Below are 26,584 nucleotides of genomic sequence, written 5' to 3'. Positions count from 1 at the left end.
CTGTCCGCTCAGGGGGGTGGGAATTTGCGCGTATTTTTGTTACTTGCAGTGTTCGCATTTGCAACACTCTCGACGGTGCTGACAGCCAGCCAGCCGGTTTTCGCGCAATCATCCGTCATTATTTCCGAAGTCCGGGTTGAGGGAAACCAGCGGATCGAGGCCGACACGGTCAGATCCTATCTGTTGGTGACAGCAGGGGCGCCCTATGACCGGTCCCGCGTCGACCGGTCCCTGAAGGCGCTTTTTAACACCGGTCTATTTGCGGACGTGACCATCCGGCAGGAAGGGGATGTGGTGATCGTTAATGTGGTTGAAAACCCGATCATCAACCGTCTGGCGTTTGAAGGAAACCAACGGATCGAAGACGAAACCCTGACGGCGGAAATTCAACTGCGGCCGCGCATTGTCTATACCCGTGCACGGGTGCAGAACGATGTGCAGCGGATTATTACGGTCTATCGACGGAGCGGTCGTTTTGCGGCAACAGTTGAGCCCAAGGTTATCCTGCTTCCTGAAAATCGCGTTGATCTTGTGTTTGAGATCAATGAGGGAGAACAGACGGGGATCAAGAAAATCCGGTTCTTCGGCAATAAGAACTTCAGTTCCAGCCAATTGCTCGGAGAAATCTCGACCGAGGAAACCCGCTGGTATAATTTCCTGTCCGATTCCGATACTTATGATCCGGACCGCCTGACCTTCGATCGTGAGTTGCTGCGCAAATTTTATCTCTCCAAGGGTTATGCGGATTTCCGCGTTGTCTCCGCGATAGCGGAACTGACACCGGATCGAGATGGTTTTTTCATTACCTTCGCAGTGGAAGAGGGCGCAAAATATAAATTTGGCGCCATCGACGTGAAGAGCGAAATCAAGGACCTTTCCGCGGAAGCGTTACTGGAACAGGTAACGACGATTGAGGGAGAGACCTATAACGCAGACAAGATCGAAGATACCATTCAGAAAATTACCTTTGAGCTTGGCAAACTGGGGTATGCCTTTGTCAATGTCCGTCCGCGCATTGATCGGGATCGCGAAAACCTGACGATCGCCGTCACCTATGAGGTCAACAAGGGCCCTCGTGTCTATGTTGAGCAAATCAATATCACCGGGAACGTCCGGACGCTTGATTATGTGATCCGACGGGAGATGAAGCTTGCGGAAGGGGATGCCTTTAACACGGCGTTGTTGCGCCTCTCCCAATCTCGCGTCCGCGGTCTCGATTTCTTCGAAAAGGTTGAAGTGACCCAGGAAGAAGGAACGGCGCCGGACAAGACTATCATCAATGTTGATGTTCAGGAAAAATCAACCGGCGAGCTCAGCGTCGGTGCCGGCTTCTCGACAACTGAGTCCGTGTCGGCAAACCTCCAGATCCGGGAGCGTAACCTGTTGGGGCGTGGTCAGGATTTACGGTTTGGTGTATCTGTCGGTGCGCAAAGCCAGACGATTGATATTGGGTTCACGGAGCCCTATTTCCTTGATCGTGACCTGAGTGCCGGTTTCGATATTTTCCGGACGGTTCGCGATTATCAGGACGAAAGTGGATATGATCTGGAACGCACCGGCTTTGTGTTGCGGTCGGGCTTTCCCATCCGTGAATATGTTCGCGGGGATGTTTTCTACAGCCTGGTGAATGAGAAAATTGATAATCTGGCCCTAAACGCTCCGGTGGCTATTCAAAAGGCGGCTGGGGAGTACCTCATTTCCTCGGTCGGCTACACCATCACGATCAGTGATCTGGACGATACGCTATTTCCGACAACCGGAAGTAAATATACATTTGGACAGACGCTGTCCGGTATTGGCGGGGACGTTCGCTCTCTTGCCACGAATGCCAGTTATATCCGGTTTTTTCCGGTCTATGAGAATGATGTTGTCCTGAGTACCGGTATTACAGGCGGTTATATTTTTGGACTTGGGGAAGACGTTATCCTTGCGCAACGCTATAATGTCGGTGGACGTAACTTCCGCGGTTTTGATAACCGCGGTATCGGGCCGCGGGATCTGGCGTCCGGGGATGCGCTTGGCGGTAACGCTTATTTTGTTGCAACCGCCGAGCTTCGCTTCCCGGTCGGTCTGCCGGAGGAATATGGCGTTCTCGGTCGGACGTTCCTTGATGTCGGAACCTTGACGACCATTGATGATGATGACCCCGGCATTGCGGATGACCCTAGTATACGGGCAGCGGTCGGCGTTGGCTTGAACTGGGTCTCACCGTTCGGTCCCATTCAGATAAATGTCGCGGTTCCTTTATTGAAGGAAGATTACGACAAGGAAGAGATATTCCAGCTCGACTTCGGGACGCGATTCTAGGATAAGGAAAAATGATCTCAAGAATTCTGCTCAGTGCCATATTCCTGCTAATTTTAATGCCGGCTTTCACTCAGACGAGCTTTGCCCAATCTGCGTCAAAAGCGAAAATCGGCGTTATTGATATGCAAAAAATCATGCGCGAAATAGAGGTTGCCAAGGATATCAATGCGCAAATGGCCGCCTATGACGACGAGGTAAATGCGGAGCTTGCCGCGGCGGAACAGAAATTGAAGGATGAGAAAACCCAGATTGAACGTCAAAAAACCCTGGTAACGCCCGATGCTTATTCTAAAAAGCAGGCTGACTTTAATCGCAAGGCGGCGGCATTCCGTGTCAATGTACAGGAACGAAACCGGCAATTGCAGCGGAGCCGGATCAAGGCACTCGACAAGGTCAGGGAACAGATGATTCCAATTGTCCGGACGGTAATGGATGAATATGGCGCAACGCTGGTTGTCGATGTGAGTGAAATCCTGTTTGCCGAAAAGCCGTTGGAGATTACGGATGTATTGATTGATCGCCTCAACAAGGAACTGAAAAAAACCAAGGTTGAACTCGTCCCCTTGAAGAAAAGCTGATGCCAGATCCTCTATTTTATGGAGTTGCGGGGCCTTTCTCCCTTGCAGAACTTGCTGAGTTGCCGGACGTGGAGCTGGCACCGGAAGTTGACCCAAACGTAATGATCTCCGATGTTCGCCCACTGGATCAGGCCGGGGAAGGGGATTTGACATTTCTCAGCAATCCGAAATATCTGGATCGGTTTTTAAGTACGAATGCAACGGCCTGCATTGCCGCGCGGACGGCCCTCAAGAATTTTCCGAAAGGGTTGTCCATTCTGGTGGCGAAAGATCCTTATAAAGCCTACGCACGAATTGCCAATAAATTTTATCAGCCGGTGCTTGGGAGTGGCGATATTCATCCGACAGCGGTGATATCACCCAAGGCAAAGCTTGGTAAAAACCCCTCCATTGGGCCATATGTGGTGATTGAGGAAAACGTCGTTGTCGGGGACAATTGTATCATCGGGCCCCATTCTTACTTAAACCGGGCGGTCAAGCTCGGGGCGGACTGCCGTCTTGGTGCCGGCGTGGTGTTAAGTTTTTGCCATATAGGCGATAATGTTTTTATTCATAATGGTGTGAAAATTGGCCAGGATGGTTTCGGATTTGCGCCTGATCCAGTACAGCATGTGAAAATTCCACAGCTCGGTCGTGTCATTATCGGATCAAATTGCGAATTCGGGGCGAATACGACAATTGACCGCGGCTCTGGTCCGGATACAGTCATAGGCGACAACACCTGGCTTGATAACCTGGTTCAGGTCGCCCATAACGTGAAGATCGGTAAAGGTGTCATTATTGCCGCCCAAACCGGCATTTCAGGCAGTACGGTGATTGAGGACTTTGTGGTTATCGGGGGACAGGTCGGCCTTGCGGGTCATATTACGATTGGAAAAGGGGCCCAGATTACGGCAAAATCGGGCGTTATTTCGGATGTGCCGGCTGGGGAGACATATGCAGGCTTCCCCGCACGTCCCCGTCGGCAGTTTTTCCGCCAGATGGCTATTTTGGGTAAATTATCGAATAACAAGGGTACTGTAAAATGACTGAAGAACGCTCCTCTGGTACGGCTGACGCCCTCGATATTCTCAATATTCTGGATATGATACCGCATCGCTACCCGATGCTTCTCGTGGATCGGATGATTGAGATTGTTCCCAATGAGTCTGCGGTTGGTATCAAGAATGTGACGATGAATGAACCCCATTTCCAGGGGCATTTCCCCAACCGGCCGATCATGCCGGGGGTGATGATTGTTGAATCCATGGCGCAGACAGCGGGTGTTCTTGTGATCAAGAGCCTCGGCGCGGAATCTCAAGGCAAGCATGTCTTTTTTATGTCGATCGACAATGCGCGCTTCCGCAAGCCCGTAACGCCGGGTGACACCATGCATGTTCATGTCAAGGTGAAGCAGAACCGCGGAGCTGTCTGGCGATTTTCCGGCGAAGTCCTTGTGGAAGGAAAGAAAGTTGCAGAGGCTGATTTTTCCGCAATGATCGTCGACTAGAAAGACAGGTAACCGGCTGTAACACAGCTTGATTTGTGATCCGGGCCGTTCCGCGTTAGCTATAGCGCACATTTTTCATTTATACGTTAGATTGACTGGGTACCGTATGGGCAGAATTCATCAGACAGCAATTATCGAGGACGGAGCCTCGGTACATCCAGACGCCGACGTCGGCCCATTTTGCGTGGTTGGCAAGGATGTGATGCTTGCCGCTGACGTAACGCTGAAATCCCATGTCGCCGTTGCGGGCAATACGAAGATCGGAAGTGGAACAACCATATTCCCCTTCGCGTCTATCGGCCATGCGCCGCAGGATCTGAAATACAACGGGGAAAACTCTGAGCTTGTCATCGGGGAGAACTGCACGATACGGGAGCATGTTACGATTAATCCCGGCACTGAGGGCGGCGGGATGCAGACCAGGATTGGCGATAATTGCCTATTGATGATTGGCGCGCATGTCGCCCATGACTGTATTCTCGGCGATCATGTTATCCTTGTGAATAATGCGACCCTGGGCGGGCACGTCATGCTTGGTGATTTTGTGATTATTGGCGGATTGTCGGCAGTACATCAGTTTGTCCGGATCGGGGAACATGCGATGATTGGCGGGGCCTCTGGAGTGGAAACGGATATCATCCCCTTCGGCTCGGCCACAGGAAATCGCGCGGCTCTTGGCGGACTTAATCTCACGGGAATGAAACGGCGCGGCTTTTCGCGTGATGATATTCATGCACTGCGCAGTGCCTATAAATATCTTTTCTCCGGAGATGGAACCTTCGCGGAACGTTGCAAATCTGTGCCGGAGGAATACAGCAAATTCCTGTCGGTTCAAACAGTCCTCAATTTCGTCAATGAGGAAACAAAGCGTGGATTCTGTCATCCGGAATAACACAAACTCCATGCGGGTCGGCATCGTCGCTGGTAGCGGAAGCTTGCCTCTCGCGCTGGCTGAGGCCTTGCGGGGGGACGGGAAGGCACCCTATCTTCTTCTGGTGGAAGGGGAGGCCGATCCGGCGGAATATAAGGACTTTCCGCATGAGGTTATTCGGATCACCAAGGTCGGGCGGTTCCTGAAGGCACTTGCGCGTGAAAAATGCACCCATATTACCCTTGCCGGTCCTGTAAAACGGCCTGATCTCAAGAATCTCGTCCCGGATATGGAAGGTGTGAAATTGCTCGCCCGGATAACCGGGGCCAGCCGCAAGGGGGATGATGGCCTGATGCGGGCAATTACAAGCTACATACAGGAAAAAGGATTTACAATTATCGGTGCCCATGAGTTGGCGAGAGACTTGCTGGTGCCCACTGGCCAGCTTGGTAGGGTTTCGCCGACTGAGCGGGACAAGGCGGATATTACGGCAGGTATGCGTATCGTCAAAGCGGTCGGCGCGCTCGATATCGGGCAGGCCGCCATCATTCGTGATGGCTATGTCCTTGCGGTCGAGGCGGCGGAAGGAACGGACGGTCTGTTGTCGCGCTCTGCGGCCTTCGCATGGGAAGAACGGGCGGGGGTTCTGGTGAAACTCTCGAAACCGGGTCAGGAGCTGAAGGCGGATATGCCGACAATCGGACCGGATACCGTCACTCTGGCAGCTGAAGCGAATTTGCGGGGCATTGCCCTGGAAGAGAAGAAAACTCTCATCCTTGATCTTAAAGAATCGATCCGGCGGGCGGATGCCGCGGGTATTTTCCTGATCGGCCTGGATCCCGAGAGCGGTTCATAATGTCGGCCGTAGATCGGTATAAAGTTTTTATTCTGGCGGGCGAAGCTTCCGGGGATGCGCTTGCCGCGCACCAGATGGCGGGATTGAAGGCAATGTCGCCGGATATAGAGTTTCAAGGCGTTGGCGGTCCTCTAATGATGGAGCAAGGCCTCAAGAGTCTCTTTCCGATGGAGGAGCTGAGCGTCATGGGTCTGGTTGAGGTGTTGCCAAGGCTTCCTCAACTGCTGAAACGGATCAGACAAACGGCCACTGCCGTGAGAAAATTCTCACCGGATATTTTTATCACCGTCGATGCGCCAGATTTCAGCTCTCGCGTGGCCAGGCAACTCAAGGGAAGTGATTTCCCGAAAGTCCATTATGTCGCTCCCTCCGTCTGGGCATGGCGTCCGGGTCGGGCAAAGAAAATAGCTGGGCTGTACGATCACCTGCTGACGCTTCTGCCATTTGAACCACCATATTTTGAAGCAGTCGGGTTATCCGCAGACTTTGTTGGCCATTCTGTCATCGAGAGTGGCGCGGACAAGGGCGATGGACCCGCTTTTCGGGCTCGGCACGGTATTAAGCCGGATGAACGCCTCCTGATGCTGCTGCCCGGAAGTCGGCGCGGAGAGGTCACGCGCCATCTGCCGGTTTTTAAGGAAGCGGTCGAGAAGCTTCGCTCTGACATCGGCGCCTTTCGGATTGTTACCCCCGTTATTGGTCGAGCCGGGGTTATTGTCCGGGAGGAAGTTGCGAATTGGGACACCTCCGTCCTGGTTGTTGACGGAGAAGACGAGAAATATGATGCTATGGCCGCCGCTGATTTGGCGCTTGCAGCGTCCGGCACAGTCGCATTGGAACTGGGGCTCGCCCGGTTGCCAACCGTCATTGCCTATCGGATGAATGCGATCACCAGCTGGATCGCGCGGCGCGCGGTGAAGCTGGACTATGTTAATCTGGTAAATATTCTAATGGGGAAAGAGGTTGTCCCCGAACATATTCTTGAAAATTGTACGGCGGATAATCTGTCAAATGCTCTCGCCGAGCTTTTCCGTTCAGAGGAAAAGCGCCACCAACAGATTGTTTCCTATGGCGAGGCCATGGTAATGTTGGGGGAAGGCGGCGAGGCACCCGGCGTGCGCGCGGCGGGGATCATCATGGAACTCATTGCAAGGAATAGAACAACATGAGCGGCGACGATAAGAATAATTTCAGACTGCTACACACGATGATCCGGGTCAAGGACCTGGATAAATCGATCAATTTCTATGTCGATAAACTGGAGATGAAGCTCCTCCGGCGGACAGATTTTCCGGGCGGGAAATTCACGTTGGCCTTCGTGGGTTATGGCGATGAAAAAGACACAGCCGTTATTGAGCTGACCCACAACTGGGATCAGGAAGTGCCCTATGATCTAGGCGATGGTTTCGGGCATCTTGCCCTTGGGGTGCAGGATATTTACGGAATTTGCGAGAAGCTGGCGGTACAGGGAGTCAATATTCCGCGTCCGCCCGGGCCAATGAAACACGGCACCTCCGTGATCGCTTTTATCGAGGACCCGGATGGCTACAAAATAGAGCTTATTGAACGGAAATAAGTGGTTACGCGCCGCCGAAATACCAGACGGCCGCAAAGAAGAGCAGCATTGCCGCCGGCAGCAGGATCATCGAGAGTTTCTTGATCCGATAGAGAAACGGCGCCCGATTGTCATTGGCCGCCCTGAGATAGAGCCGCCCGGCTGGTTTGACGCCTCCGGTTGGGACCGAAGGCGTCATTTTTTTGCTTGTTGGTGAGGCTCCGCTCATCCGATCACCGTTTGCTGATGTCAACAAAGGGACGCTCGGTTGCCCCTGTGTAAAGCTGACGCGGCCGCCCGATTTTCTGTGACGGATCTTCCATCATCTCGTTCCACTGGGCAACCCAGCCAACCGTCCGGGCCAGAGCAAAGAGCACGGTAAACATGCTTGTCGGGAAGCCAAGCGCCTGTAGAATGATACCGGAGTAGAAATCAACGTTCGGGAAGAGCTTCTTCTCGATGAAGTATGGATCATTCAGGGCGATCTTTTCGAGTTCCATCGCGAGCTTGAGCATCGGCTCATCCTTGATGCCTAGCTCATCAAGAACATCATAGCACGTCTGCTGCATGACCTTCGCGCGCGGATCGTAGTTTTTATAGACCCGATGCCCGAAGCCCATCAGACGGAAGGGGTCGTCCTTGTCTTTTGCCTTGGCAATGAATTCCTGCACCCGATCGACGCTGCCAATCTGCCTGAGCATGGTGAGCACAGCCTCGTTTGCGCCGCCATGAGCCGGGCCCCAGAGACAGGCGATACCCGCCGCGATACAGGCGAACGGATTGGCACCAGATGATCCGGCAAGACGCACCGTCGACGTGGAGGCGTTCTGTTCATGGTCCGCATGGAGGATGAAAATTCGGTCCATGGCCCGGGCAATGGTGGGCGACAGCTTGTAGCGCTCTGCGGGTACGCTGAACGTCATATGCAGGAAGTTTTCCGCATAGGACATGTCATTGCTCGGATAGATAAAAGGCTGGCCAACGGAGTATTTATAGGCCATTGCCGCAATTGTCGGCATCTTCGCGATCAGGCGGTAGCTGGCGATCATCCGCTGTTTCGGGTCCGTAATATCCGTGCTGTCATGATAGAAGGCGGACAGGGCGCCAACCACACCGACCATAATGGCCATCGGATGCGCATCGCGACGGAAGCCGCGATAGAACTGTGTCAACTGCTCATGCAGCATCGTATGATAGGTGATATCGTGGGAAAATTTATCCTTCTGCGGCTGTGTCGGCAATTCGCCTTTCAACAGCAGATAGCAGACTTCCATAAAGTCACTTTTCTCCGCCAGTTCCTCGATCTTGTAGCCACGATGCATCAGTATGCCAGCATCACCGTCGATATAGGTAATTGCGGAGTCACAGGATGCCGTCGACGTAAAGCCTGGATCATAGGTGAAATGACCTGTATCGGCATATAGCTTGCGAACGTCAATAACAGACGGTCCAACGGTGCCCGCAATCAGGGGCAGGCTGAGCGTGTCGTCGCTCCCTTCTGACAGGGTGACGTTGCCGGTAACAGTAGAGCTACTCATTCATCCACTTCCTTTATATTTTTCAGGCTGGGTGCGCCCGTAATATTGATAAAATTCCGGGTGGAATTTTTTCTTTTTTTTATGACGTTTTCACTGGAGCGCTTGCCCCCGGCGCAGTATCTCAAGTGATAGCCGCATCCCGAATACGTCCGATTGACTGCTCCCGTCCAAGGACGTCCAGAACGTCAAAGATACCGGGCGAAACTGTGGTTCCTGTCAACACTGCCCTCAAGGGTTGCGCGATTTTCCCCAGTTTGAGGCTTTCCGCCTCTGCCGTCGCCCGAACGGCCGCTTCCAAGTCCTCTGCGTTCCAGTTCTCCAGCGCCTCCAATCGATCCGCCAGCCGCATCAGAACAGCGCTGGCTTCTTCGGTTATCAGGCTTTTGGCTTTCTCGTCCAGCGCAAGTGGCCGCTCGGCGATGAGGAACAGGGAACTCTCCGCTAGGGAGTTTACAGATTTTGCGCGTTCTTTCAAGCCATTCATGGCTTTTTCTATTAATTTCAGTTGATTAGAGCTTATATCCTGACCGGTTTTTTCGGCTAGTATCGGCGCCACGAGCCACGTCAGATAGGTGTCATCTGCCTCTCGAATATAGATGCCATTAAGGTTTTCCAGCTTTGCAAAATCGAAGCGGGCCGCCGATTTTCCAATATTTTCAAGGTTGAACCAGTCAATCGCCTCGGCCGTCGAAATCACCTCATCGTCTCCGTGGGACCAGCCCAGCCGCAATAGGTAATTCCGTAATGCCTCGGGCAAATATCCCATTTCGCGATAGGCATCAACGCCGAGTGCGCCATGCCGTTTTGAAAGCTTCGCGCCATCCGGACCGTGAATCAGCGGGATGTGGCTATAGCGGGGAACAGACCATCCGATCGCCTCGATCAATTGCTGCTGCCGCGCCGCGTTGGTGAGGTGGTCGTCGCCGCGGATAATATCTGTGACTCCCATGTCATGATCATCCACCACCACGGAAAGCATATAGGTCGGCGTTCCATCTGCCCGGAGCAGGATCATGTCATCAAGCTGTGCATTGGCGAAAGTAACGTCACCCTGAACGAGATCCCTGACCACAGTCTCGCCGTCATTGGGGGATTTGAACCGGACGACGGGATCTACACCCGCTGGCGCCTCTGCCGGATCCTTATCCCGCCAGCGTCCGTCATAGATTGGCGGGCGGCCTTCCGCCCGTGCGGTTTCGCGCATTTCAGCGAGCTCTTCACGGGAAGCATAGCAATAATAGGCTTTTCCTGTGGCCAGCAATTCTTGCGCAACCTCCGCATGACGCTCCCGCCGGGAAAACTGGAATACCGGCTCCTCGTCCCAATCGAGCCCGAGCCAGGCCAGGCCATCCAGAATAGCCTCGATTGCGGCATCAGTTGATCTTTCCCGATCTGTATCTTCGATCCGGAGAAGAAATTTTCCTTTGTGATGGCGGGCATAAAGCCAGTTGAAGAGGGCCGTCCGGGCGCCGCCTATATGCAGGAAGCCAGTGGGTGAGGGAGCGAAACGTGTTACGACAGTCATAAGAATTTACTTTACATTCCGTTCGATTATAAATTTGAGCCGGATGATCACAAAAAACAGGCTTTTGTACCCTTTGTCATGGCGGAGGGCAAGTATGCCGTTGGAAGGTTCGCGCCGTGGCACTGTTGAGTAGGCACAATCTGGAAGAGCTGCCCGACCAGTTTCGGCGCGAACGGTCGCGCTGGTTTCTCTGGTTTCCAGTGGCCATCGGTTTCGGCATCGCCTTTTACTTTGCACTTCCGGCGGAACCGGACCCTGTATGGCTGGCGGTTCCCCTCCTGCCGGGGCTCGGCTTGCTTTGGCTGAGGGAAAGACCAGAAAGTGGATATGTCTGGATCCTCGGTATATTTTTGCTTGTCTCACTCGGCTTTTCAGCGGCGATCATCCGGACGCAGATCGTTGATGCGCCGATCTTGCAGAAAAAAGCAGTGACGGAGCTGCGCGCGAGCGTGCTCGAAAAATCGACCGGGTATAACGCAGCCCGGTTTCTCCTCGGGGACATTATTCTCTCGGGCCAGGAGGATTTTCCCAAGCTCCACCGCATCCGGCTTTCGTCGCGTACCAACTTCGAGGAAGTCAGGCCGGGGCAGATCATTCGCGTAAAGGCGGTGCTATTGCCCCCACCGGAGCCAGCCTATCCCGGCGGCTATGATTTTCAGCGTCATTCCTATTACCAATCCATCGGCGCGGTCGGGTATAGCATCAGCTCTTTTGAAATACTCGGGGAGAAACGCGATTTTTTCTCGCGCATTCGCCAGCTATCCTCTGGGATTCGGGCGCGAATCGCTGATTTTGTTATGGACAATGCCCCGCAACAAAACGCCGGGTTTATCATTGCCATTATGACAGGAGATAAGTCGGCGATCCCGGAGGAGCAGCTCGACAACATGCGCTTTTCGGGACTGGCGCATTTGCTCGCAATTTCCGGGATGCATATGGGGATGATTGGCGGACTTATTTTTTTCGCTGTTCGCCTCTTGTTGGTGCTTATACCCTATGTAGGGCTTCATTATCCGATCAAGAAGATTGCCGCAATAGTCGCTCTTCTGGGGCTTGCCGGATATCTGTTCGTAAGCGGGATGAGCGTTTCAGCCGTTCGGGCCTTCATCATGATCTCCGCGCTGTTTGTTGCAATCTGCTTTGACCGGACAGCCCTTTCGTTACGCATGGTGGCGATGGCGGCGGTGATCATCCTGATTTTATATCCGGAAAGCCTTGTCACGGCGAGTTTCCAGATGTCCTTTGCCGCCGTCTTCGCCCTTATCTCTCTCTATGAGCAGCTGGGCCCCTGGCTTGGCCGGGTTGCAAGAAGCGGCGGGATCATTCGCCGCAGTATTGCGTATCTTATCGGCATTGTCCTGACATCCCTTGTGGCCGGGCTTGCGACAGCGCCCTTCGCGCTCTATCACTTCGGGCAAGTGGCCGCCTACAGTCTGATTGCCAATTTTCTCGCCGTTCCCTTGATGGGTCTGTGGGTGATGCCGGGTGTTATCCTCGCCTTTATCTGCTATCCGTTTGGCTTCTCTTTTCCGCTTGTTATCGTTGGAAGTGGCGTTGACATGATCCTGCGAGTGGCGGCGGAGACCGCCTCCTGGCCCGAGGCAGTGCAGTTTCTGGGCTCCTTCTCTGTCGTGCAGCTGATTGCGATTACCGTTATTGGTCTCTGGTATATCATCTGGCGTCAACCGATACGCTGGCTCGCGCTCCCGATGCTGGGGATACTTTTTCTCTCCTTTCTGTTCAACCGTTCGCCGGATATCCTGATTTCCGAAAGCGGCAATCTCTACGCAGTTAAGAATGTGGAAGGAGAAACCTATCTTTCCACTCGCCGGGCCGATCGGTTTGAAGCAGAACGCTGGCGGCTGGTGATGGGGGAGGAAGTCGCAGACGAGCCATTGCCGGAACTCTCTTGTGATCCCTATGGATGTGTCTATCGGAAGGGGGCCGATGTCATCGCCTTTCCGGTAACGATGGCGGGCGTTGAGGCGGATTGTAAACGGGCCGATATCATCATAAGCCGCATCCCCGCGCCGGAGGATTGCAGCGCGGCACGATTGATCATCGACAAGTTTGATTTATGGCGGAACGGGGCACATAGCCTCTATTTTGATCCATCCGGACAAATCCTTGTCGATACCAATAATGGACTCCGGGGGAACAGGCCGTGGGTACCGCTCCGTTATCGCAAGAGCCCGGAGAGCAAGGCGGACTAAATCACGAAGGTTTAGTACTTTCGGAAGAGGCCAACAAGATGGCCCTGCACCTTGACTTGATCCGGACCGAAGATGCGCGTTTCATAATCCGGATTGGCGGCCTCCAGAGCGATCGAGCCTCCCTTGCGCCGGAGCCTTTTCAGAGTCACTTCAAAATCATCGATCAGGGCGACGACAATCTTGCCATTTTCCGCCGTTTCGCTTTCGCGGATTATCACGGTATCGCCATCATGGATACCGGCATCAATCATCGAATCACCAGCCACTTCAAGGCAGTAATGCCGACCGGACGCCAGCATGCCTGCAGGTACATCCACAAAACTGCTCGGGTCGCTCAAGGCCTCGATCGCCGTACCGGCGGCAATCCGGCCATACAGCGGCAGGTTCAGGATACCTTCGCGTTCATTCTCGGGGGCAGGGGCCTTGTTGGCATTCGCCTGACGGCTCAGCCCTTTGGCGAAATTCACCTCAACAAGGTTGTCATCAGCAACGGCGTCCCGCTCATCGCTGGCGATCTTGTTCCTGAGGTCGTCGGGCAGCTTCAACACTTCAAGCGCGCGGGCGCGGTGAGGCAGGCGACGGATAAACCCGCGCTCCGTCAGCCCCGTGATCAAGCGGTGAATGCCGGATTTCGATTTCAGATCAAGCGCTTCCTTCATTTCATCGAAGGACGGCGAGACTCCACGACTTTCCAGGCATTCATGAATATAGAGAAGAAGCTGATGCTGTTTTTTTGTCAGCATGATCAAAACCACCGTAAAGAACAAATCAAAAACATTCCAAATGTTCTACAAAAGTTCTTTTCTCGCGTCAAGGGAAAAGCTCCCGGTTTTGCAATCGGTTCAGATGGACGGATAACGGCGGCTGAGCGGGATGATATCCACTTCGGACCCCTCAGGCAGCGCAGCCGCAAAAGGCGCACGGACAACCAGGCAATCGGCAAGAGACAGCGGCGAGAGCATGGAACTGTCCTGCTTGTCAAATAGCCGGATGACCGGCAGGCCGCTCGTCTCTTCGGTGATGACGGCACGCATATAATCTTCCCGCTGGTCATTTTCCTTCAACGCATGGGTGAGGATGGCGCGTTGGCGGGGAGGGGTCCGCGGGGTGAGGTCGTTTAACGCATCGATGGCGGGGATCAGGAAGAGAAAGCTGCAGATCAGGCTGGAAACCGGATTTCCCGGCATGCCCAGCATGGGTATCCCGGCAAAATTGCCAAACATCAGCGGTTTGCCGGGCCGCATGGCGATCCGCCAGAAATCAACACTTAAGCCCTCCTTGCCGAGCACAGGCTGGATCAGGTCGTGATCGCCAACGGAGGCCCCGCCGAGGGTGATGAGCATATCCGCTGACTTGGCGTTCATGACTTTTTCACGGAGGGACTCTGCGTTATCCTGCGCGATCCCGAGGTCGAGCGCTTCACCGCCGGCGGCCTCAATCAGGGCGGCAATGGCAAGGCTGTTGGAAGAAATAATCTGGTTAGGGCCAAGCGGCTCCCCGGGCCGGACCAGTTCGTCTCCCGTCGATAAGAGAGCGATTTTCGGCTTGCGCCTGACCGTGATCCAGGGAATATCCATCGCCGCCAGCAGCCCGATATCCCGTGGCGTCAGGATGGTCGGGGCCTTTATCCCAATGTCACCGGCGCTGAAATCAAGGCCCGCAGGCCGGACATATGTCCCCTTTGCCGCACCTTCCTTAACCGTCACGGTTTCGGCATCGAATTCCGTATCTTCCTGAATAATGATGGTATCGGTACCGGAGGGGAGCGCTGCGCCGGTGAAAATGCGGACTGCTTCGCCGGTCCCGACGGTATTATCGTAGGAGCCGCCCGCAGGCACTTCCCCGACAATTTTGAGGCTGGCCGGAATTGTTCCAAGATCGGCGGCCTTGACTGCAAAGCCATCCATTGCAGACAGGTCGGCAGGTGGTTGGGTCCGGCGAGAGCGAACATTTTCTGCCAGCACGCGCCCTGCGGCCGCCTGAAGGGAGATGACTTCCGTCCCGACAGCGCGGATCTCCTTCAGGATGTTCTTGCGGGCTTCCTCTACCGAGATCATGACGCGTTATAAGTTCCTGACTTGCCGCCACTTTTATGCAGTAGCTTCGTCTCGACAATGGTCATGCCGCGATCGACGGCCTTGCACATGTCATAAATGGTGAGGGCCGCGATGGAGGCAGCGGTGAGGGCCTCCATCTCGACACCGGTGCGGCCTTTAAGCTTGCAGGTCGCCTGTGTTTCGATACGGCTGTTGTCTTCATCGATAATAAACTCGACACTCACCTTGCTGAGCGCGAGTGGATGGCAGAGCGGAATCAGGTCGGCGGTTTTCTTGGCGGCCATAATGCCAGCGAGGCGGGCGACTCCCAGAACATCTCCTTTATTGGCCTTCCCCTCCCGAATAAGCGCCAGGGTTTCCGGCGCCATTTCAATGCTTGCTGTTGCCGTGGCTTCACGTTCGGTGATGTCCTTGTCACCGACATCGACCATTTGAGCGGCGCCTTTCTTGTCGAAATGAGTGAGACCGCTCATGGTACCTCCTTAACTCCGGGTCAGCAGGGACCGCACGGCGGCGGCGACATCTGCTTGCCGCATCAGGGATTCGCCGACAAGGAAAATACCGCAACCGGCCTTTTCCATCCGGGCCAGATCGGCGGGCGTATAGAGGCCGCTTTCACTGACCGCGAGACATCCCTCCGGCAGAGCTCCCGCCAGCTCCTCCGTCGTGGCGATATCCACATTGAGGGTTTTCAAGTTGCGATTATTGATGCCGATTAACGGACTTTTGAGCCTGACCGCACGATCGAGTTCGCTGCGATCATGAACCTCGATCAGAACATCCATGCCCCACTCATGCGCCGCCGCTTCCAGCTCCTGTGCCTCCGTATCGTCAAGGGCCGCCATGATCAAGAGGATACAATCCGCGCCGAGGGCACGTGCCTCGGTAATCTGATAGGGATCCAACATGAAATCCTTGCGAAGGACGGGAAGGGAGACAGCGCCGCGCGCCGTAACCAGATAATCATCCGAACCCTGAAAATAGGGAATATCGGTGAGCACCGAAAGGCAGGTGGCTCCGCCTTTCTCATAGGCTTTTGCGAGGATTGGCGGGTCAAAATCCTCGCGGATCAGCCCTTTCGAAGGCGAGGCTTTCTTGATTTCCGCGATCAGCCCATACTCACCGGCATCCCGGCGTTTCTTGAGGGCGCGAATAAATCCGCGCGGGGGCTCCGAAGCTTTCGCCGCTGCCTCGATGTCGGAGAGCATTACGCGATCCTTGCAGTCGCGAATATGCTGGCGCTTGTCATCACAGATTTTTGCGAGAATACTCATACCACTTCAACCGTTTCATTGGAAATCCGTTTTAGGGTTTCAAATGCGTTCAGCGCTGCGCCCGTATCAATTGACTGCCTGGCAAGCTCGATCCCCTCGGCCACAGTATCGCATTTTCCGCCGATCATAATGGCCGCGCCGGCATTCAGCAGGGCCACATCCCGATAGGGGCCGGGATCGCCGTTCAGCAATGCCGTCAGGGCTTCTGCATTTCTTTCCGGTGTTCCGCCTTTGAGCGCCTCGATCGGAACTTTTTTGAGGCCGAATTGTTCAGGAGTGACTTCAAATTCCGTTATCTCGCCGTTCTTCAACTCCACAACGTTGGAGGGGCCGGTGGTCGTCAGTTCATCGAGGCCGTCAGCCCCTTCCATGATCCAGACATGGGTCGATCCGAGTTTTCGGAGCGTCTCCGCCATCGGGCGCATCCAGCGCGGGAGATATACCCCGATCAACTGGCGTTTGACGTTGGCCGGGTTGGACATGACGCCGAGCAGATTGAAAATCGTGCGAATACCAAGTTCACTCCGCGTCGGGCCGACATGTCGCATGGCACCATGATGGCGATAGGCGACCATAAAGCCGATGCCGGCTTCACGTATCGCGCGTTCGGTCAAGGCGAAGTCGCATTCCGTATTGATACCGAGAACAGCCTGCACATCCGCGGTACCCGAGCGGGAAGAGGCAGCCTTGTTGCCATGCTTGGCGACCGGAACTCCAGCGCCTGCTGTAACGAATGCCGCCGCTGTGGAAATATTGAGGGTGCCGTGGCCATCACCGCCTGTTCCGACCACATCGACGGCATTTTCTGGAGCTGTGATATAGGTGGCTTTCTCACGGAGAACGGAGACGCCGCCGACCAATTCCTCCACGGTCTCGCCGCGCAGATGCAGGCCCATCAGGAAGGCGCCCATTTGCGCAGGCGTGGCATCGCCGGACAGGATGATGTTAAAGGCAGTTTTCGCCTCATCCACGGTCAGGGTTTTGCCGGACGCGATTTTTGCAATCAGCGTCTTGAACTCAGGCTGGACGCTGTTCATGCGGCCGCCTTGCTGTCCGGTCGCGTCAAGTTCAGGAAATTCTGCAGTAATGCATGGCCATGCTCGGATGCGATGCTCTCGGGATGGAACTGCACACCGTGCAGCGGCAGTGCTTTATGGCTGAGCCCCATGATGACGCCATCTTCGGTGGTTGCCGTGACCTCCAGAGTATTCGGGACCGTCGCTGGATCAACGGTAAGGGAGTGATAGCGTGTTGCGATAAAGCGGTTCGGGAGTTTCTCAAATAGGCCGGAACCGGAATGCACAATCTCGGACGTCTTGCCATGCATCAACTCATTGGCGCGAACGACCTTCCCTCCGAACACCTGGCCAATAGTCTGATGGCCGAGGCAGACGCCCAGAAGCGGCGTTCCGCTCATGCTTGCCCGTTTGACCACCTCAAGGCAAATGCCCGCCCTGTCCGGATCACACGGACCAGGAGAGAGAACAATCCCTTCCGGATTTTCATCAAAGACTGCATCTACAGAGACGACATTATTTCGGTAAACTTTTACGTCCGCGCCCAATTCTCCAAGAAAATGGACCAGATTATACGTAAAGCTATCGTAGTTATCGATTAACGTAATCATATCAATATTATATCATACTTTCTTATTGTCATGGCGGAGTTATTTGCCGTCACAGTCAACGATCCCGCAGGTTCGACTAGCAGTTTCTCCTTTTTCGCCATAAAATCAAGAGAGCAAAAGTCCTTTTCCGTTTTCATATCGCCATTTTTATGCCTTGTTTACCATATTGAAGTAGAATTAACATAAGCAAGTAACGGCATCGTATCGCGAAGGGGTCATTTTTCATGCCATCCCGGAATATGGGAAAAAGCAAGCCGACATTATTGTCGTGGGCGAGCCGTGTGACGGAAGCTCCGGCGCGGATCGCCATTCTGTGCGTGGCGGTGCTGTTCATCAGTGTCAGTGGCGGCATCCTGATCGGCAAGCTTTTTGGTCCCCAATCTCAAGAAATCGAGTTGCAGGTGGTGAACGCTCTCGCGATGCCAATTGAGGCTGAGAAGCCGGTTGCCGCTACTAGAGTGTTTGTACCGGAAAGTCCGTATGCCTATAATGACTACCCGGTTGAGGCGAGAACAGAAGAGATACCACTGGTAACGGCAGCGCTTCCTATCGAGCGCGAGGCCGTAGAGACGATGAAGCCCGATCCCGTAATTGAAACGCTAGCGGTCGAAAAGTTAACCTCAGAGCAGCCAGCCTGGAAACGGTATGCTGCCCTTGCACCGCCCTTGCAGGACAAACCGCTGATCGCCATTGTTATCGACGATGTCGGCCTGAGTCACCAGCGCGTGGAAGAACTGAATGCGCTTCCGGCGCTATTGACCCTTGCTTATCTGCCTTACGCACCGTCGCTTCAGAGGAAGGTTGAATTGACCCGCCGGGAAGGGAATGAGGTCATGCTGCATCTTCCGATGGAGCCATCTTCGCCTGATGCAGACCCGGGCCCGGATGCTTTACTGACGGGTCTTGATATAGAGGAACTCCGCCGGAGAACCATCCGTAATCTGGACAGCTTTAGCGGTTATGTCGGCGTTAACAACCACATGGGGAGCCGCTTTACAGCCGATGGCGAGGCTATGGCTGTCGTTATGGACATTATGGCGGCCCGGGGATTGCTGTTTCTCGATTCCAAGACGACCTCTGCCTCCACCGGATACCGTCTCGCCGTCGAACGGGGTATGCCGTCCGTTAAACGGGATATTTTCATCGATCACGTTATTGAGGATGAGGCGATCCTGAAGCAGCTTGCGAAAGTGGAGGTTATTGCAGAACGTTCCGGCGTCGCGATTGCCATAGGACATCCACATCCGGCAACAATTCGGGCTTTAAAAAAATGGTTGCCGGAGGCGAAAAAGAAGGGCTTTCTTTTTGTACCGGTGAGCGCCGTTACAGCGCTCACCTTCAAAGGATAACGCGCTGAGCTGTCCTAACGGTTTCGGCCGCTACTGGAGGCATAGCGCACAGCCTCCTGTGCGGCACGGACAAGAGCCTTGGCCTTATTGACGGTCTCCTGATACTCAGCTTCCGGATCGCTATCGGCAACGACACCGCCGCCCGCCTGAATATAAACCTTGTTGTCTTTCACCAGCGCTGTACGTAGTGCGATACAGGTATCCATCGAACCGTTGGCGGAGATATAGCCGACAGCGCCCGCATAGATACCGCGGCGGCTTTTCTCAAGCTCGTCAATAATTTCCATTGCCCGGACCTTGGGCGCGCCGGAAACGGTGCCTGCCGGAAAACCGGCTTTCAGCGCATCGATTGCAGTCAGCCCTTCGGCGATCTCCCCTTCCACGTTGGAGACGATGTGCATGACATGGGAGTAATTCTCGATGTCCATCTTCTCCGTGACTTTTACGCTTCCGATCTTGGCGACACGTCCAACGTCATTACGACCCAGATCGAGTAGCATGAGATGCTCGGCCAGCTCTTTTGGATCCGATAGCAAATCCTCGGCGAGTGCGGCGTCCTCGGCGGCGGTGGTCCCGCGTGGGCGTGTGCCGGCAATCGGCCGGACTGTTACCTTGCCATCGCGCAAGCGGACAAGGATTTCCGGACTTGATCCGACAATCGAGAATTCCCCGAAGTTGAGGTAGAACATAAAGGGGGAGGGATTTGTGCGTCTTAGCGCCCGGTAAAGCGCGAGAGAGGGAAGCTCGAACGGTAGCTCGAAGCGCTGCGACGGCACAACCTGGAAGATGTCTCCGGCGCGAATATATTCCTTCGCCCTCTCGACCATGTCGTAATACTCGGCCTTGGTCGTGTTTGACGTTGGTTCGGGTAGATCGAGATTTCCAGCATCGAGAGACGCCGCATGCGGCAAGCTGCGCTCGAAATCCTGTACCGCATCGGAAAGTCGCTCCGCGGCGTGGTTATAGGCATTCTGCGCGGATCGATCGTCCCCAGACCAGATCGGCGTAATGATCGTGACCAGATCGAGGATGGAATCAAAGATCGCCATGACCGTCGGGCGAATGAACATCCCTTCCGGTACTTTCAGGTGGTCAGGGTTGCCATCCGGTATCTTCTCCATTAGCCGGACGGTGTCATAAGACATATAGCCTACCAGACCGGCCGCCATCGGTGGCAGGTTCGGTGGCAGGTCAATATGGCTTTCGTCGATCAGCGCCTGCAGGTTTTCCAGTACTGGCTGATCGCAGGCGACGAAAGCGTCGGGATCGAAGCGGGCCATCCGGTTGATCCGTGCCTCATTCCCGTCACAGCGCCAGATCAGGTCCGGTTTGAGGCCGATGATTGAATAGCGTCCACGGACGGCACCGCCTTCAACGGATTCGAGCAGGAAGGAGTTGGCCTGTCCTTCGGCGAGCTTCATCATCGCAGAGACAGGGGTTTCAAGATCGGCGACCAGCGTCGTCCAGAGTATCTGGGACTGCCCGCTGTCGTGTTTCTCCTTGAAGTCGGCAAAGCTGGGTTGGATGGACATCTTTTAAAAATATTCCTGGATCAGCTCTTCCTTGACGGAAATACCGATATCTTTTTGAAGGTAATTTTCATATTCCGTCAGAATGCCGGTCTTTATGCTGGCTGTGATCTGCTCGGTCATCTGTGTGAACGCGTCTTGGTCGGTTGCAGGATCGGCCGGAATGATATCGGCAACGCCATAAACAAGAGTACCATCACCTGCCTTGTTAGCATTCACGCCATAGGCGCCGGTCTGAAGGTCGAACAGTCCGTCACGGGCAATTGGGGATAATTCCTCGGCGCTGCCAACTCTCAGAATGGGCTTTGATGTCTGGATCGTCAAACCCTGTTCATTCGCCACAGTCTCGAGCGTTTTACCGCCATTAAGCTCGACGAGGAGAGCTTCTGCTTTCTTTCTGGCTTCCTCATGCCGCCAGTTGTCCTGCCAATCCTGTATTGCCTGCTCCCTGACTTCAGCAAGGGACTTAACAGCAGCGGCCTCGATGTCCGTGACAGTGACCGCGTAGTATCCGCCCCCGTTGGCCTCGCTCACTTCCGGCTCATCCTGTGGACTGCGGGCGAAGGCTTCCGTCAGGAACCCCGTAACGTCGGGCAGCTCTGCGGCTTTCCCGGATTTGTCATTGCCGCTGGCATCAATCCAGTCGGTTGTGATGATATTAAGGTCGAGCGTTTTCGCCGCTTCATCGAGTTTAGAGCCGCCTGCGAATTCATCTTCAAGCCTGGTGGCCCGTTCATACAGCAATTCCTGAGCCTGTCCGAGCTGGATATCTTTCTTCAATTGTTCCTGGACTTCCGCGAACTCACGGGTTTCGCCGGGCTGGATTTCAGACACTGTCGCGAGATGCCAGCCCAGAACCGTTTTTATCGGCGCTGTCACGCCATCCTTTTCAAGGCTGAAAATCGGATCCTGCAATTCGGGCAGAAGATCGGTAGGTGCCATCAGGCCAAGATCAATATCGGCGGTCGTCAGTTGTAGATCCGCCATGGCCACATTGGCGAAATCCTCGCCTTCCGCAATTTTCTTGCGAGCAGCGATAGCGGCTTCCTCGGTTTCGAAAATCATTTGCTGGACATGCCGTTGTTCCGGCGTGTCCAGCTGATCTTTGCGGGCTTCGAACTCTGCTCTGAGTTCCTCCTCCGAAATATCCGTTGCCGCTGCGACGGCTTCTGGGGTGAGAAGGACATAGCTGAGTTTGCGATACTCGGGCGCGGAGTAATTTTCCGGCGCTGCTTCGATTAATGCCTCGAGTTCCTCATCCGTCGGGGCCGGGGCGAAGCCGATGCTGCTATCTTTAATGTCGATATATTCCGCTGTCCGCTTTTCTGCAAGAAACGCATAAAAGGTATCGACAAGGACATCCGGAGCCTTGCTGACACCCAGCGGGAGTGTACCGAAAAGCTGATCGCCGGTGATATCGTTGCGGACAATCTCGATATACTCTCCCTCGCTGTAGCCATTGCGGGAGAGGAACTGCTCGAATAGAAAGCGGTCAAACTGTCCTGCCTGGTTCTGGAACGCAGGTTGACTCTGGATCATCCTGCGCACGGCTTCATCATTGGCGCTGAGACCGAGCGTCTTGGTCTTCTCATCGACGAGGGCGCGGGAGGCGATCTGATTGATTGTCATCTGCGCGAGCCCGAACTGACGCGCCTGCTCCTGTGTAAGCTGCGTATTAAAACGCTGCGACAGCAGATTGAGATTGCGCTGGTAGTCGCGCTGGAACTCACCAAGGGAGACAGAGGTATCGCCGACCTCGATCACATTGCCGCCGACGGAACTGGACAGCATATCACCGCCAATTCCCCAAACGCCGAAACTCGCGACAAGAAGAAGTAACAAACCTTTTGCGAGCCATCCGCTGGCTCCTTTTCGCATCGCGTGAAGCATATTTGTTGTCTACCAAAACCAGTTCGAATTAAAAATTACATATCCAAGGCCGCACCTCCGGCACAGCGCGCCAGATTATAGGGACGGGGCGGGGCGGGGCAACATGGAATTTTGCAAAGCGGTATCTTTCTTGGATAAAAAATGGCATATGATCGTGAAAATGCAATAATTACCCCTATATGTTTCATGTTTCGAGGAAAATAGATGTCAAAGCAAAGACGCCCGTTGATTGCCGGGAACTGGAAAATGAATGGTCTGGTGGGGTCCGCCACACCGGAATTGCAGGAACTTGTAAAGCGCGCGGGTGACCATCCTGACCCGAAGTGCGATATACTGATCTGCCCGCCTGCCACCCTGCTTTATGAAATGGTGTCCCTTGCGGAGGGAAGCGCCGTCAAAATTGGCGGTCAGAATTGTCACGCAAATGAGAGTGGCGCCCATACCGGCGACATCTCCGCTGAAATGCTGAAGGATGCCGGCGCGGAATATTGCATTGTCGGTCACTCCGAACGCCGCGCCGATCACGGTGAGAGCAATGCGGTAGTAAAAGCGAAGGCGGAGGCGGCCTTGCGCGCTGGCCTGATTGCCATTGTCTGTGTCGGCGAAACCCTGGTTGAGCGGGAAGGGGACAAGACCCTCGACGTTATCAGTGACCAGGTCCGGAATTCCCTGCCCGGCGGTGCAACGGCAAGCAATACCGTCATTGCCTATGAGCCGGTTTGGGCAATCGGCACGGGCAAGACACCGACGCCGGAGAATGTTGCCGACGTTCACGCCCATATCCGCAAGGAACTGGGATCGATGATGGGCGATTCGGATTCTGTCCGTGTGCTTTATGGCGGGTCGGTCAAGGGCAGCAATGCGGCGGAACTGATGGCGGTTGAAAATGTCGATGGAGCATTGGTCGGCGGCGCGAGTTTGAAGGCGGTTGATTTCTGGCCGATCGTGAGTACCTGTATTTGAGATTCAACCGTCTGGATTGAATTCAATCTGTTCAATACTACATGTCACTGGTCCTGCTATAACCCAAGGGGAATCAGAGAATGAAGATTTTCAGTCGGATTACGGCTATAGCACCTCTTCTTGTCATCGCAATTTTCGTAAGCGGGATGACGCCAAAGAATACGGAGAACAATAAGTTTCTGCCAGATGGTGAAGTCAAGGCGGAATCTTTGATCGGCGCTCCGCCGGAATTAGGGTCGCCGGAATTCAATCAGCAGATGGCTGTCGTGATGTGGATGCAGAAGATTCGCACGCCGGAAGAGGTTGCCTTTGTTGAAAAGCCTCTGAATTTCGACCGGTTCGCACCAATTCTGGGGCATGATCTCGATAGTGTTGATCGGGTCGCGCTTGAAGAAACGCTGGATAAGGCCATCGATCAGGTAAGGCAGGACTATGATGCGGTCAAGGGCAGGTATGATTATCCGCGTCCCTTTCAGGTCAGCGATGCAGTGACTCCAGTTGGCGATGCACGGCCTGTCGCCTCCTATCCAAGCGGGCACGCCATACGGGCAACAGTCTATGCGCGCCTGCTGGCATATATTTTTCCGGAGCGTGAAGCGGAACTATCGGAGTTAGCCAGACAGATTGGTTATGGGCGCGTTACTGCCGGCGTACATTATCCGATGGACATCATTTCGGGTCAGTTGCTGGGCAATGCCTATGCGGACGTCATATTGAGGCAGCCATCCTTCCAGGAAGCGGTCATGCGGATTCGCGGCATAAAGGAGTAGGGCTCTTGTTCCTTTCTGATGAGTACGCGTAACTAGTCTCTGGTAATCTGGTTGAGTTTCGTGTAGAAGCCCAGCAATTGTTGATGAAACGGGCGGCGAGGGCCGCCGGAATATCGGGATTTTAGAAGTATGGAAACTGTCCTGCTGGTCATTCATGTTATGATCGCGATCGTTTTGGTCGGGGTAGTCTTGTTGCAACGGTCCGAAGGCGGTGCACTGGGTATCGGCGGCGGTGGCGGCGGAGGCGGCGCGATGAGCAGCCGCGGAGCTGCCAACCTGCTGACCCGGACGACAGCCGTCCTCGCGGCTGGCTTTATGCTGACAAGTGTCCTGCTCGCGATCGTGAGCGGTACGCATTCAGAGCCGACGTCCATTCTCGATGTCCCCGCGACAACCACGGACGCGCCGGAAAGCACGGCGCCCGCCGTCCCGGCGGCCCCGGCTGAGCCCTCGGCTCCATTGTCCGAATAATCGGACATTTTACAAAAAATATCGGAGGCGGCGTAAAAGCCGCCTCTTTTACTTCACGGCGAATAAAGAATTGGTTATAACGTAACTCCATGGCTCGGTTCATTTTCATTACCGGTGGTGTGGTTTCCTCGCTCGGCAAAGGCCTTGCCGGGGCGGCGCTGGCTTCTCTCCTGCAGGCGCGCGGCTTCAAAGTACGGCTTCGGAAACTGGACCCCTATATCAACGTCGATCCCGGCACCATGAATCCTTACGAACATGGTGAATGCTATGTCACCGACGACGGGGCTGAAACGGATCTCGATCTCGGTCATTATGAGCGATTCACCGGTGTACCCTCCCGCCAGAGCGACAATGTGACGACGGGGCGGATATACCAGACGGTGATCCGCAAGGAACGTCGCGGGGACTATCTCGGCGGAACGGTTCAGGTCATTCCCCATATCACCAATGCGATCAAGGAATTTGCGACGGATAACCTTGAGGATGAGGATTTTGTCCTTGTCGAAATCGGCGGCACCGTCGGCGATATTGAGGGGCTGCCGTTTCTGGAAGCTATTCGTCAGCTGGGGTATGAGCTGCAGAATGATGCGGTCTTTGTACATCTGACACTGGTGCCGTACATCGCCGCTGCGAAGGAGCTCAAGACCAAACCAACACAGCATTCGGTAAAGGAACTTCGCTCAATTGGCATCCAGCCGGACATCCTTCTCTGCAGGAGCGAGCAGCCAATCCCTGCCGGTCAGCGCCGGAAAATGGGGCTCTTCTGTAATGTTCCGGAAGAAGCGGTTATCCAGGCGCTGGATGTGCGCACGATCTATGAAGTGCCGCTCAGCTATCACAAGGAAGGCTTTGATGAACAGGTGCTGAAAGCGTTCGGGATTGATGATGCGCCGCAGCCCGACCTTTCAAAGTGGGAGAATATTGTTGATCGCGTCCTGCATCCGGAAGGTGAGGTGACCATTGCGGTTGTCGGTAAATATATTGAGCTTCAGGACGCCTATAAATCCCTGACCGAAGCGTTGATCCATGGCGGGATCGCAAACAAGGTGCGGGTCAAGATTACCTGGCTGGAATCAGAATTGTTTGAAGCCGACGGTGTGTCCCCGGCCAGCGTTCTTGAAGATGCGCATGCCATTCTGGTGCCCGGCGGATTTGGTGAACGCGGCGCGGAGGGAAAAATCCGCGCGGTCCAATATGCCCGCGAAGAGAATATTCCCTACTTCGGAATATGCTTTGGAATGCAGATGGCGGTCATTGAAGGATGCCGTAATCTTGCTGGAATGCCGAATGCAGGCACGTCCGAATTTGGCCTGTATGAGCCCAATGTCGTTGGCCTGATGACGGAATGGACGCGCGGAAACGTAACGGAGACACGCAGTGCCGATGACGATCTCGGTGGGACCATGCGGCTCGGCGCTTATCCTTGCGATCTTGTCGCCGATACAAAAGTCAGCGAGATTTATGGCGTGTCCCATATCGATGAGCGTCACCGTCATCGTTTTGAAGTCAATATCGCCTACAAGGATGTTCTGGAGAAGGTGGGATATAAATTCTCCGGCCTTTCGCCAGATGGGGAATTACCAGAGATCGTCGAAATTACAGATCATCCTTGGTTTATTGGCGTTCAGTTCCATCCAGAGTTAAAATCAAAACCCTTCGCGCCGCATCCGCTGTTTGAGAGTTTTATCGAGGCGGCGGTCAAGAAATCACGATTGGTATAGA

At 54.5% G+C, this 26,584-nt stretch carries 25 protein-coding genes; 14 read left to right on the top strand and 11 right to left on the bottom strand.

The features are described 5' to 3' along the window. The first annotated feature begins 24 nt into the window (after positions 1–24). The 8 genes from bamA to gloA all read left to right on the top strand — a co-directional run bounded on the left by bamA (position 25) and on the right by gloA (position 7,677). On the top strand, positions 25–2,307 hold the full coding sequence (gene bamA, locus AACZ19_RS13230; RefSeq protein ID WP_339634731.1) for an outer membrane protein assembly factor BamA: 2,283 nt from the start codon (positions 25–27) through the stop codon (positions 2,305–2,307). 11 nt (positions 2,308–2,318) lie between these two features. Beyond that, positions 2,319–2,885 (top strand): OmpH family outer membrane protein, encoded by a 567-nt coding sequence (locus tag AACZ19_RS13225; protein ID WP_339634729.1) that lies wholly within the window; start codon positions 2,319–2,321, stop codon positions 2,883–2,885. After that, positions 2,885–3,913 carry a UDP-3-O-(3-hydroxymyristoyl)glucosamine N-acyltransferase gene (gene lpxD / locus AACZ19_RS13220; protein WP_339634727.1) on the top strand — a complete coding sequence of 343 codons (1,029 nt, stop codon included), beginning with the start codon at positions 2,885–2,887 and terminating at the stop codon, positions 3,911–3,913. The genes AACZ19_RS13225 and lpxD overlap by 1 nt, the downstream gene beginning before the upstream one ends. Continuing rightward, positions 3,910–4,374: a 3-hydroxyacyl-ACP dehydratase FabZ gene (gene fabZ, locus AACZ19_RS13215; protein ID WP_339634725.1), complete on the top strand. Its 465-nt coding sequence runs from the start codon at positions 3,910–3,912 to the stop codon at positions 4,372–4,374. Before lpxD ends, fabZ begins: the two co-directional genes overlap by 4 nt. A gap of 106 nt (positions 4,375–4,480) precedes the next feature. Beyond that, positions 4,481–5,266 carry an acyl-ACP--UDP-N-acetylglucosamine O-acyltransferase gene (gene lpxA, locus AACZ19_RS13210; protein WP_339634723.1) on the top strand — a complete coding sequence of 262 codons (786 nt, stop codon included), beginning with the start codon at positions 4,481–4,483 and terminating at the stop codon, positions 5,264–5,266. Next, positions 5,244–6,101 carry a UDP-2,3-diacylglucosamine diphosphatase LpxI gene (gene lpxI, locus AACZ19_RS13205; protein WP_339634722.1) on the top strand — a complete coding sequence of 286 codons (858 nt, stop codon included), beginning with the start codon at positions 5,244–5,246 and terminating at the stop codon, positions 6,099–6,101. Before lpxA ends, lpxI begins: the two co-directional genes overlap by 23 nt. Then, positions 6,101–7,270 (top strand): lipid-A-disaccharide synthase, encoded by a 1,170-nt coding sequence (lpxB, locus tag AACZ19_RS13200; RefSeq protein WP_339634721.1) that lies wholly within the window; start codon positions 6,101–6,103, stop codon positions 7,268–7,270. Before lpxI ends, lpxB begins: the two co-directional genes overlap by 1 nt. Next, positions 7,267–7,677, top strand: coding sequence for a lactoylglutathione lyase (gene gloA, locus AACZ19_RS13195; RefSeq protein WP_339634720.1), 411 nt, complete (start codon positions 7,267–7,269; stop codon positions 7,675–7,677). The genes lpxB and gloA overlap by 4 nt, the downstream gene beginning before the upstream one ends. Before the next feature lie 4 nt (positions 7,678–7,681). Here the strand turns inward: gloA and AACZ19_RS13190 are convergent, their stop codons facing one another. From AACZ19_RS13190 to gltX, 3 genes are all read right to left on the bottom strand, one after another. Then, positions 7,682–7,855 carry a hypothetical protein gene (locus AACZ19_RS13190; RefSeq protein WP_339634719.1) on the bottom strand — a complete coding sequence of 58 codons (174 nt, stop codon included), beginning with the start codon at positions 7,853–7,855 and terminating at the stop codon, positions 7,682–7,684. A 34-nt stretch (positions 7,856–7,889) separates the two neighbouring features. Continuing rightward, on the bottom strand, positions 7,890–9,194 hold the full coding sequence (gene gltA / locus AACZ19_RS13185; protein WP_339634717.1) for a citrate synthase: 1,305 nt from the start codon (positions 9,192–9,194) through the stop codon (positions 7,890–7,892). Positions 9,195–9,315: 121 nt separating this feature from the next. Further along, positions 9,316–10,719 (bottom strand): glutamate--tRNA ligase, encoded by a 1,404-nt coding sequence (gene gltX, locus AACZ19_RS13180; RefSeq protein ID WP_339634715.1) that lies wholly within the window; start codon positions 10,717–10,719, stop codon positions 9,316–9,318. 116 nt (positions 10,720–10,835) lie between these two features. On the opposite strand from gltX, the gene AACZ19_RS13175 reads away from it, so the two are divergent. Further along, positions 10,836–12,932, top strand: a complete 2,097-nt coding sequence (locus AACZ19_RS13175; protein ID WP_339634713.1) for a ComEC/Rec2 family competence protein — start codon at positions 10,836–10,838, stop codon at positions 12,930–12,932. Between the two features lie 11 nt (positions 12,933–12,943). On the opposite strand, the gene lexA is transcribed toward AACZ19_RS13175, so the two are convergent. The 6 genes from lexA to AACZ19_RS13145 all read right to left on the bottom strand — a co-directional run bounded on the left by lexA (position 12,944) and on the right by AACZ19_RS13145 (position 17,890). Continuing rightward, positions 12,944–13,675 (bottom strand): transcriptional repressor LexA, encoded by a 732-nt coding sequence (gene lexA, locus AACZ19_RS13170; protein ID WP_339634711.1) that lies wholly within the window; start codon positions 13,673–13,675, stop codon positions 12,944–12,946. 99 nt (positions 13,676–13,774) lie between these two features. Beyond that, the gene (gene glp / locus AACZ19_RS13165) at positions 13,775–14,989 is read right to left on the bottom strand and encodes a gephyrin-like molybdotransferase Glp (RefSeq protein ID WP_339634709.1); all 1,215 of its coding nucleotides are present in this window, start codon (positions 14,987–14,989) and stop codon (positions 13,775–13,777) included. Beyond that, entirely contained in the window at positions 14,986–15,462 is a 477-nt protein-coding gene (gene moaC / locus AACZ19_RS13160) for a cyclic pyranopterin monophosphate synthase MoaC (RefSeq protein WP_339634707.1), read from the bottom strand. Before moaC ends, glp begins: the two co-directional genes overlap by 4 nt. Positions 15,463–15,471: 9 nt before the next feature. Further along, the gene (gene trpC, locus AACZ19_RS13155; protein WP_339634705.1) at positions 15,472–16,263 is read right to left on the bottom strand and encodes an indole-3-glycerol phosphate synthase TrpC; all 792 of its coding nucleotides are present in this window, start codon (positions 16,261–16,263) and stop codon (positions 15,472–15,474) included. After that, on the bottom strand, positions 16,260–17,300 hold the full coding sequence (gene trpD / locus AACZ19_RS13150) for an anthranilate phosphoribosyltransferase (protein WP_339634703.1): 1,041 nt from the start codon (positions 17,298–17,300) through the stop codon (positions 16,260–16,262). Before trpD ends, trpC begins: the two co-directional genes overlap by 4 nt. Continuing rightward, positions 17,297–17,890: an aminodeoxychorismate/anthranilate synthase component II gene (locus AACZ19_RS13145; RefSeq protein WP_339634701.1), complete on the bottom strand. Its 594-nt coding sequence runs from the start codon at positions 17,888–17,890 to the stop codon at positions 17,297–17,299. The genes trpD and AACZ19_RS13145 overlap by 4 nt, the downstream gene beginning before the upstream one ends. 224 nt (positions 17,891–18,114) lie before the next feature. On the opposite strand from AACZ19_RS13145, the gene AACZ19_RS13140 reads away from it, so the two are divergent. After that, on the top strand, positions 18,115–19,239 hold the full coding sequence (locus AACZ19_RS13140; RefSeq protein ID WP_339634699.1) for a divergent polysaccharide deacetylase family protein: 1,125 nt from the start codon (positions 18,115–18,117) through the stop codon (positions 19,237–19,239). 14 nt (positions 19,240–19,253) lie between these two features. On the opposite strand, the gene trpE is transcribed toward AACZ19_RS13140, so the two are convergent. Together trpE and AACZ19_RS13130 are read right to left on the bottom strand one after the other, a co-directional pair. Next, positions 19,254–20,771 carry an anthranilate synthase component I gene (gene trpE, locus AACZ19_RS13135; protein WP_339634697.1) on the bottom strand — a complete coding sequence of 506 codons (1,518 nt, stop codon included), beginning with the start codon at positions 20,769–20,771 and terminating at the stop codon, positions 19,254–19,256. Between the two features lie 3 nt (positions 20,772–20,774). Beyond that, complete coding sequence (locus AACZ19_RS13130) at positions 20,775–22,646, bottom strand: SurA N-terminal domain-containing protein (protein WP_339634695.1); 1,872 nt, start codon at positions 22,644–22,646, stop codon at positions 20,775–20,777. A 216-nt stretch (positions 22,647–22,862) separates the two neighbouring features. On the opposite strand from AACZ19_RS13130, the gene tpiA reads away from it, so the two are divergent. The 4 genes from tpiA (at position 22,863) to AACZ19_RS13110 (ending at position 26,583) form a co-directional block, all read left to right on the top strand. Then, complete coding sequence (tpiA, locus tag AACZ19_RS13125) at positions 22,863–23,621, top strand: triose-phosphate isomerase (RefSeq protein WP_339634693.1); 759 nt, start codon at positions 22,863–22,865, stop codon at positions 23,619–23,621. An 80-nt stretch (positions 23,622–23,701) separates the two neighbouring features. Then, positions 23,702–24,391: a phosphatase PAP2 family protein gene (locus AACZ19_RS13120; protein WP_339634691.1), complete on the top strand. Its 690-nt coding sequence runs from the start codon at positions 23,702–23,704 to the stop codon at positions 24,389–24,391. Between the two features lie 129 nt (positions 24,392–24,520). Next, entirely contained in the window at positions 24,521–24,862 is a 342-nt protein-coding gene (gene secG, locus AACZ19_RS13115) for a preprotein translocase subunit SecG (RefSeq protein ID WP_339634689.1), read from the top strand. 89 nt (positions 24,863–24,951) lie between these two features. After that, positions 24,952–26,583 carry a CTP synthase gene (locus AACZ19_RS13110; protein ID WP_339634687.1) on the top strand — a complete coding sequence of 544 codons (1,632 nt, stop codon included), beginning with the start codon at positions 24,952–24,954 and terminating at the stop codon, positions 26,581–26,583. Position 26,584 lies beyond the last annotated feature (1 nt).

This window comes from uncultured Sneathiella sp., assembly GCF_963973085.1.
Lineage (GTDB): Bacteria > Pseudomonadota > Alphaproteobacteria > Sneathiellales > Sneathiellaceae > Sneathiella.
This window is presented reverse-complemented; position numbering and strand designations above follow the sequence as displayed.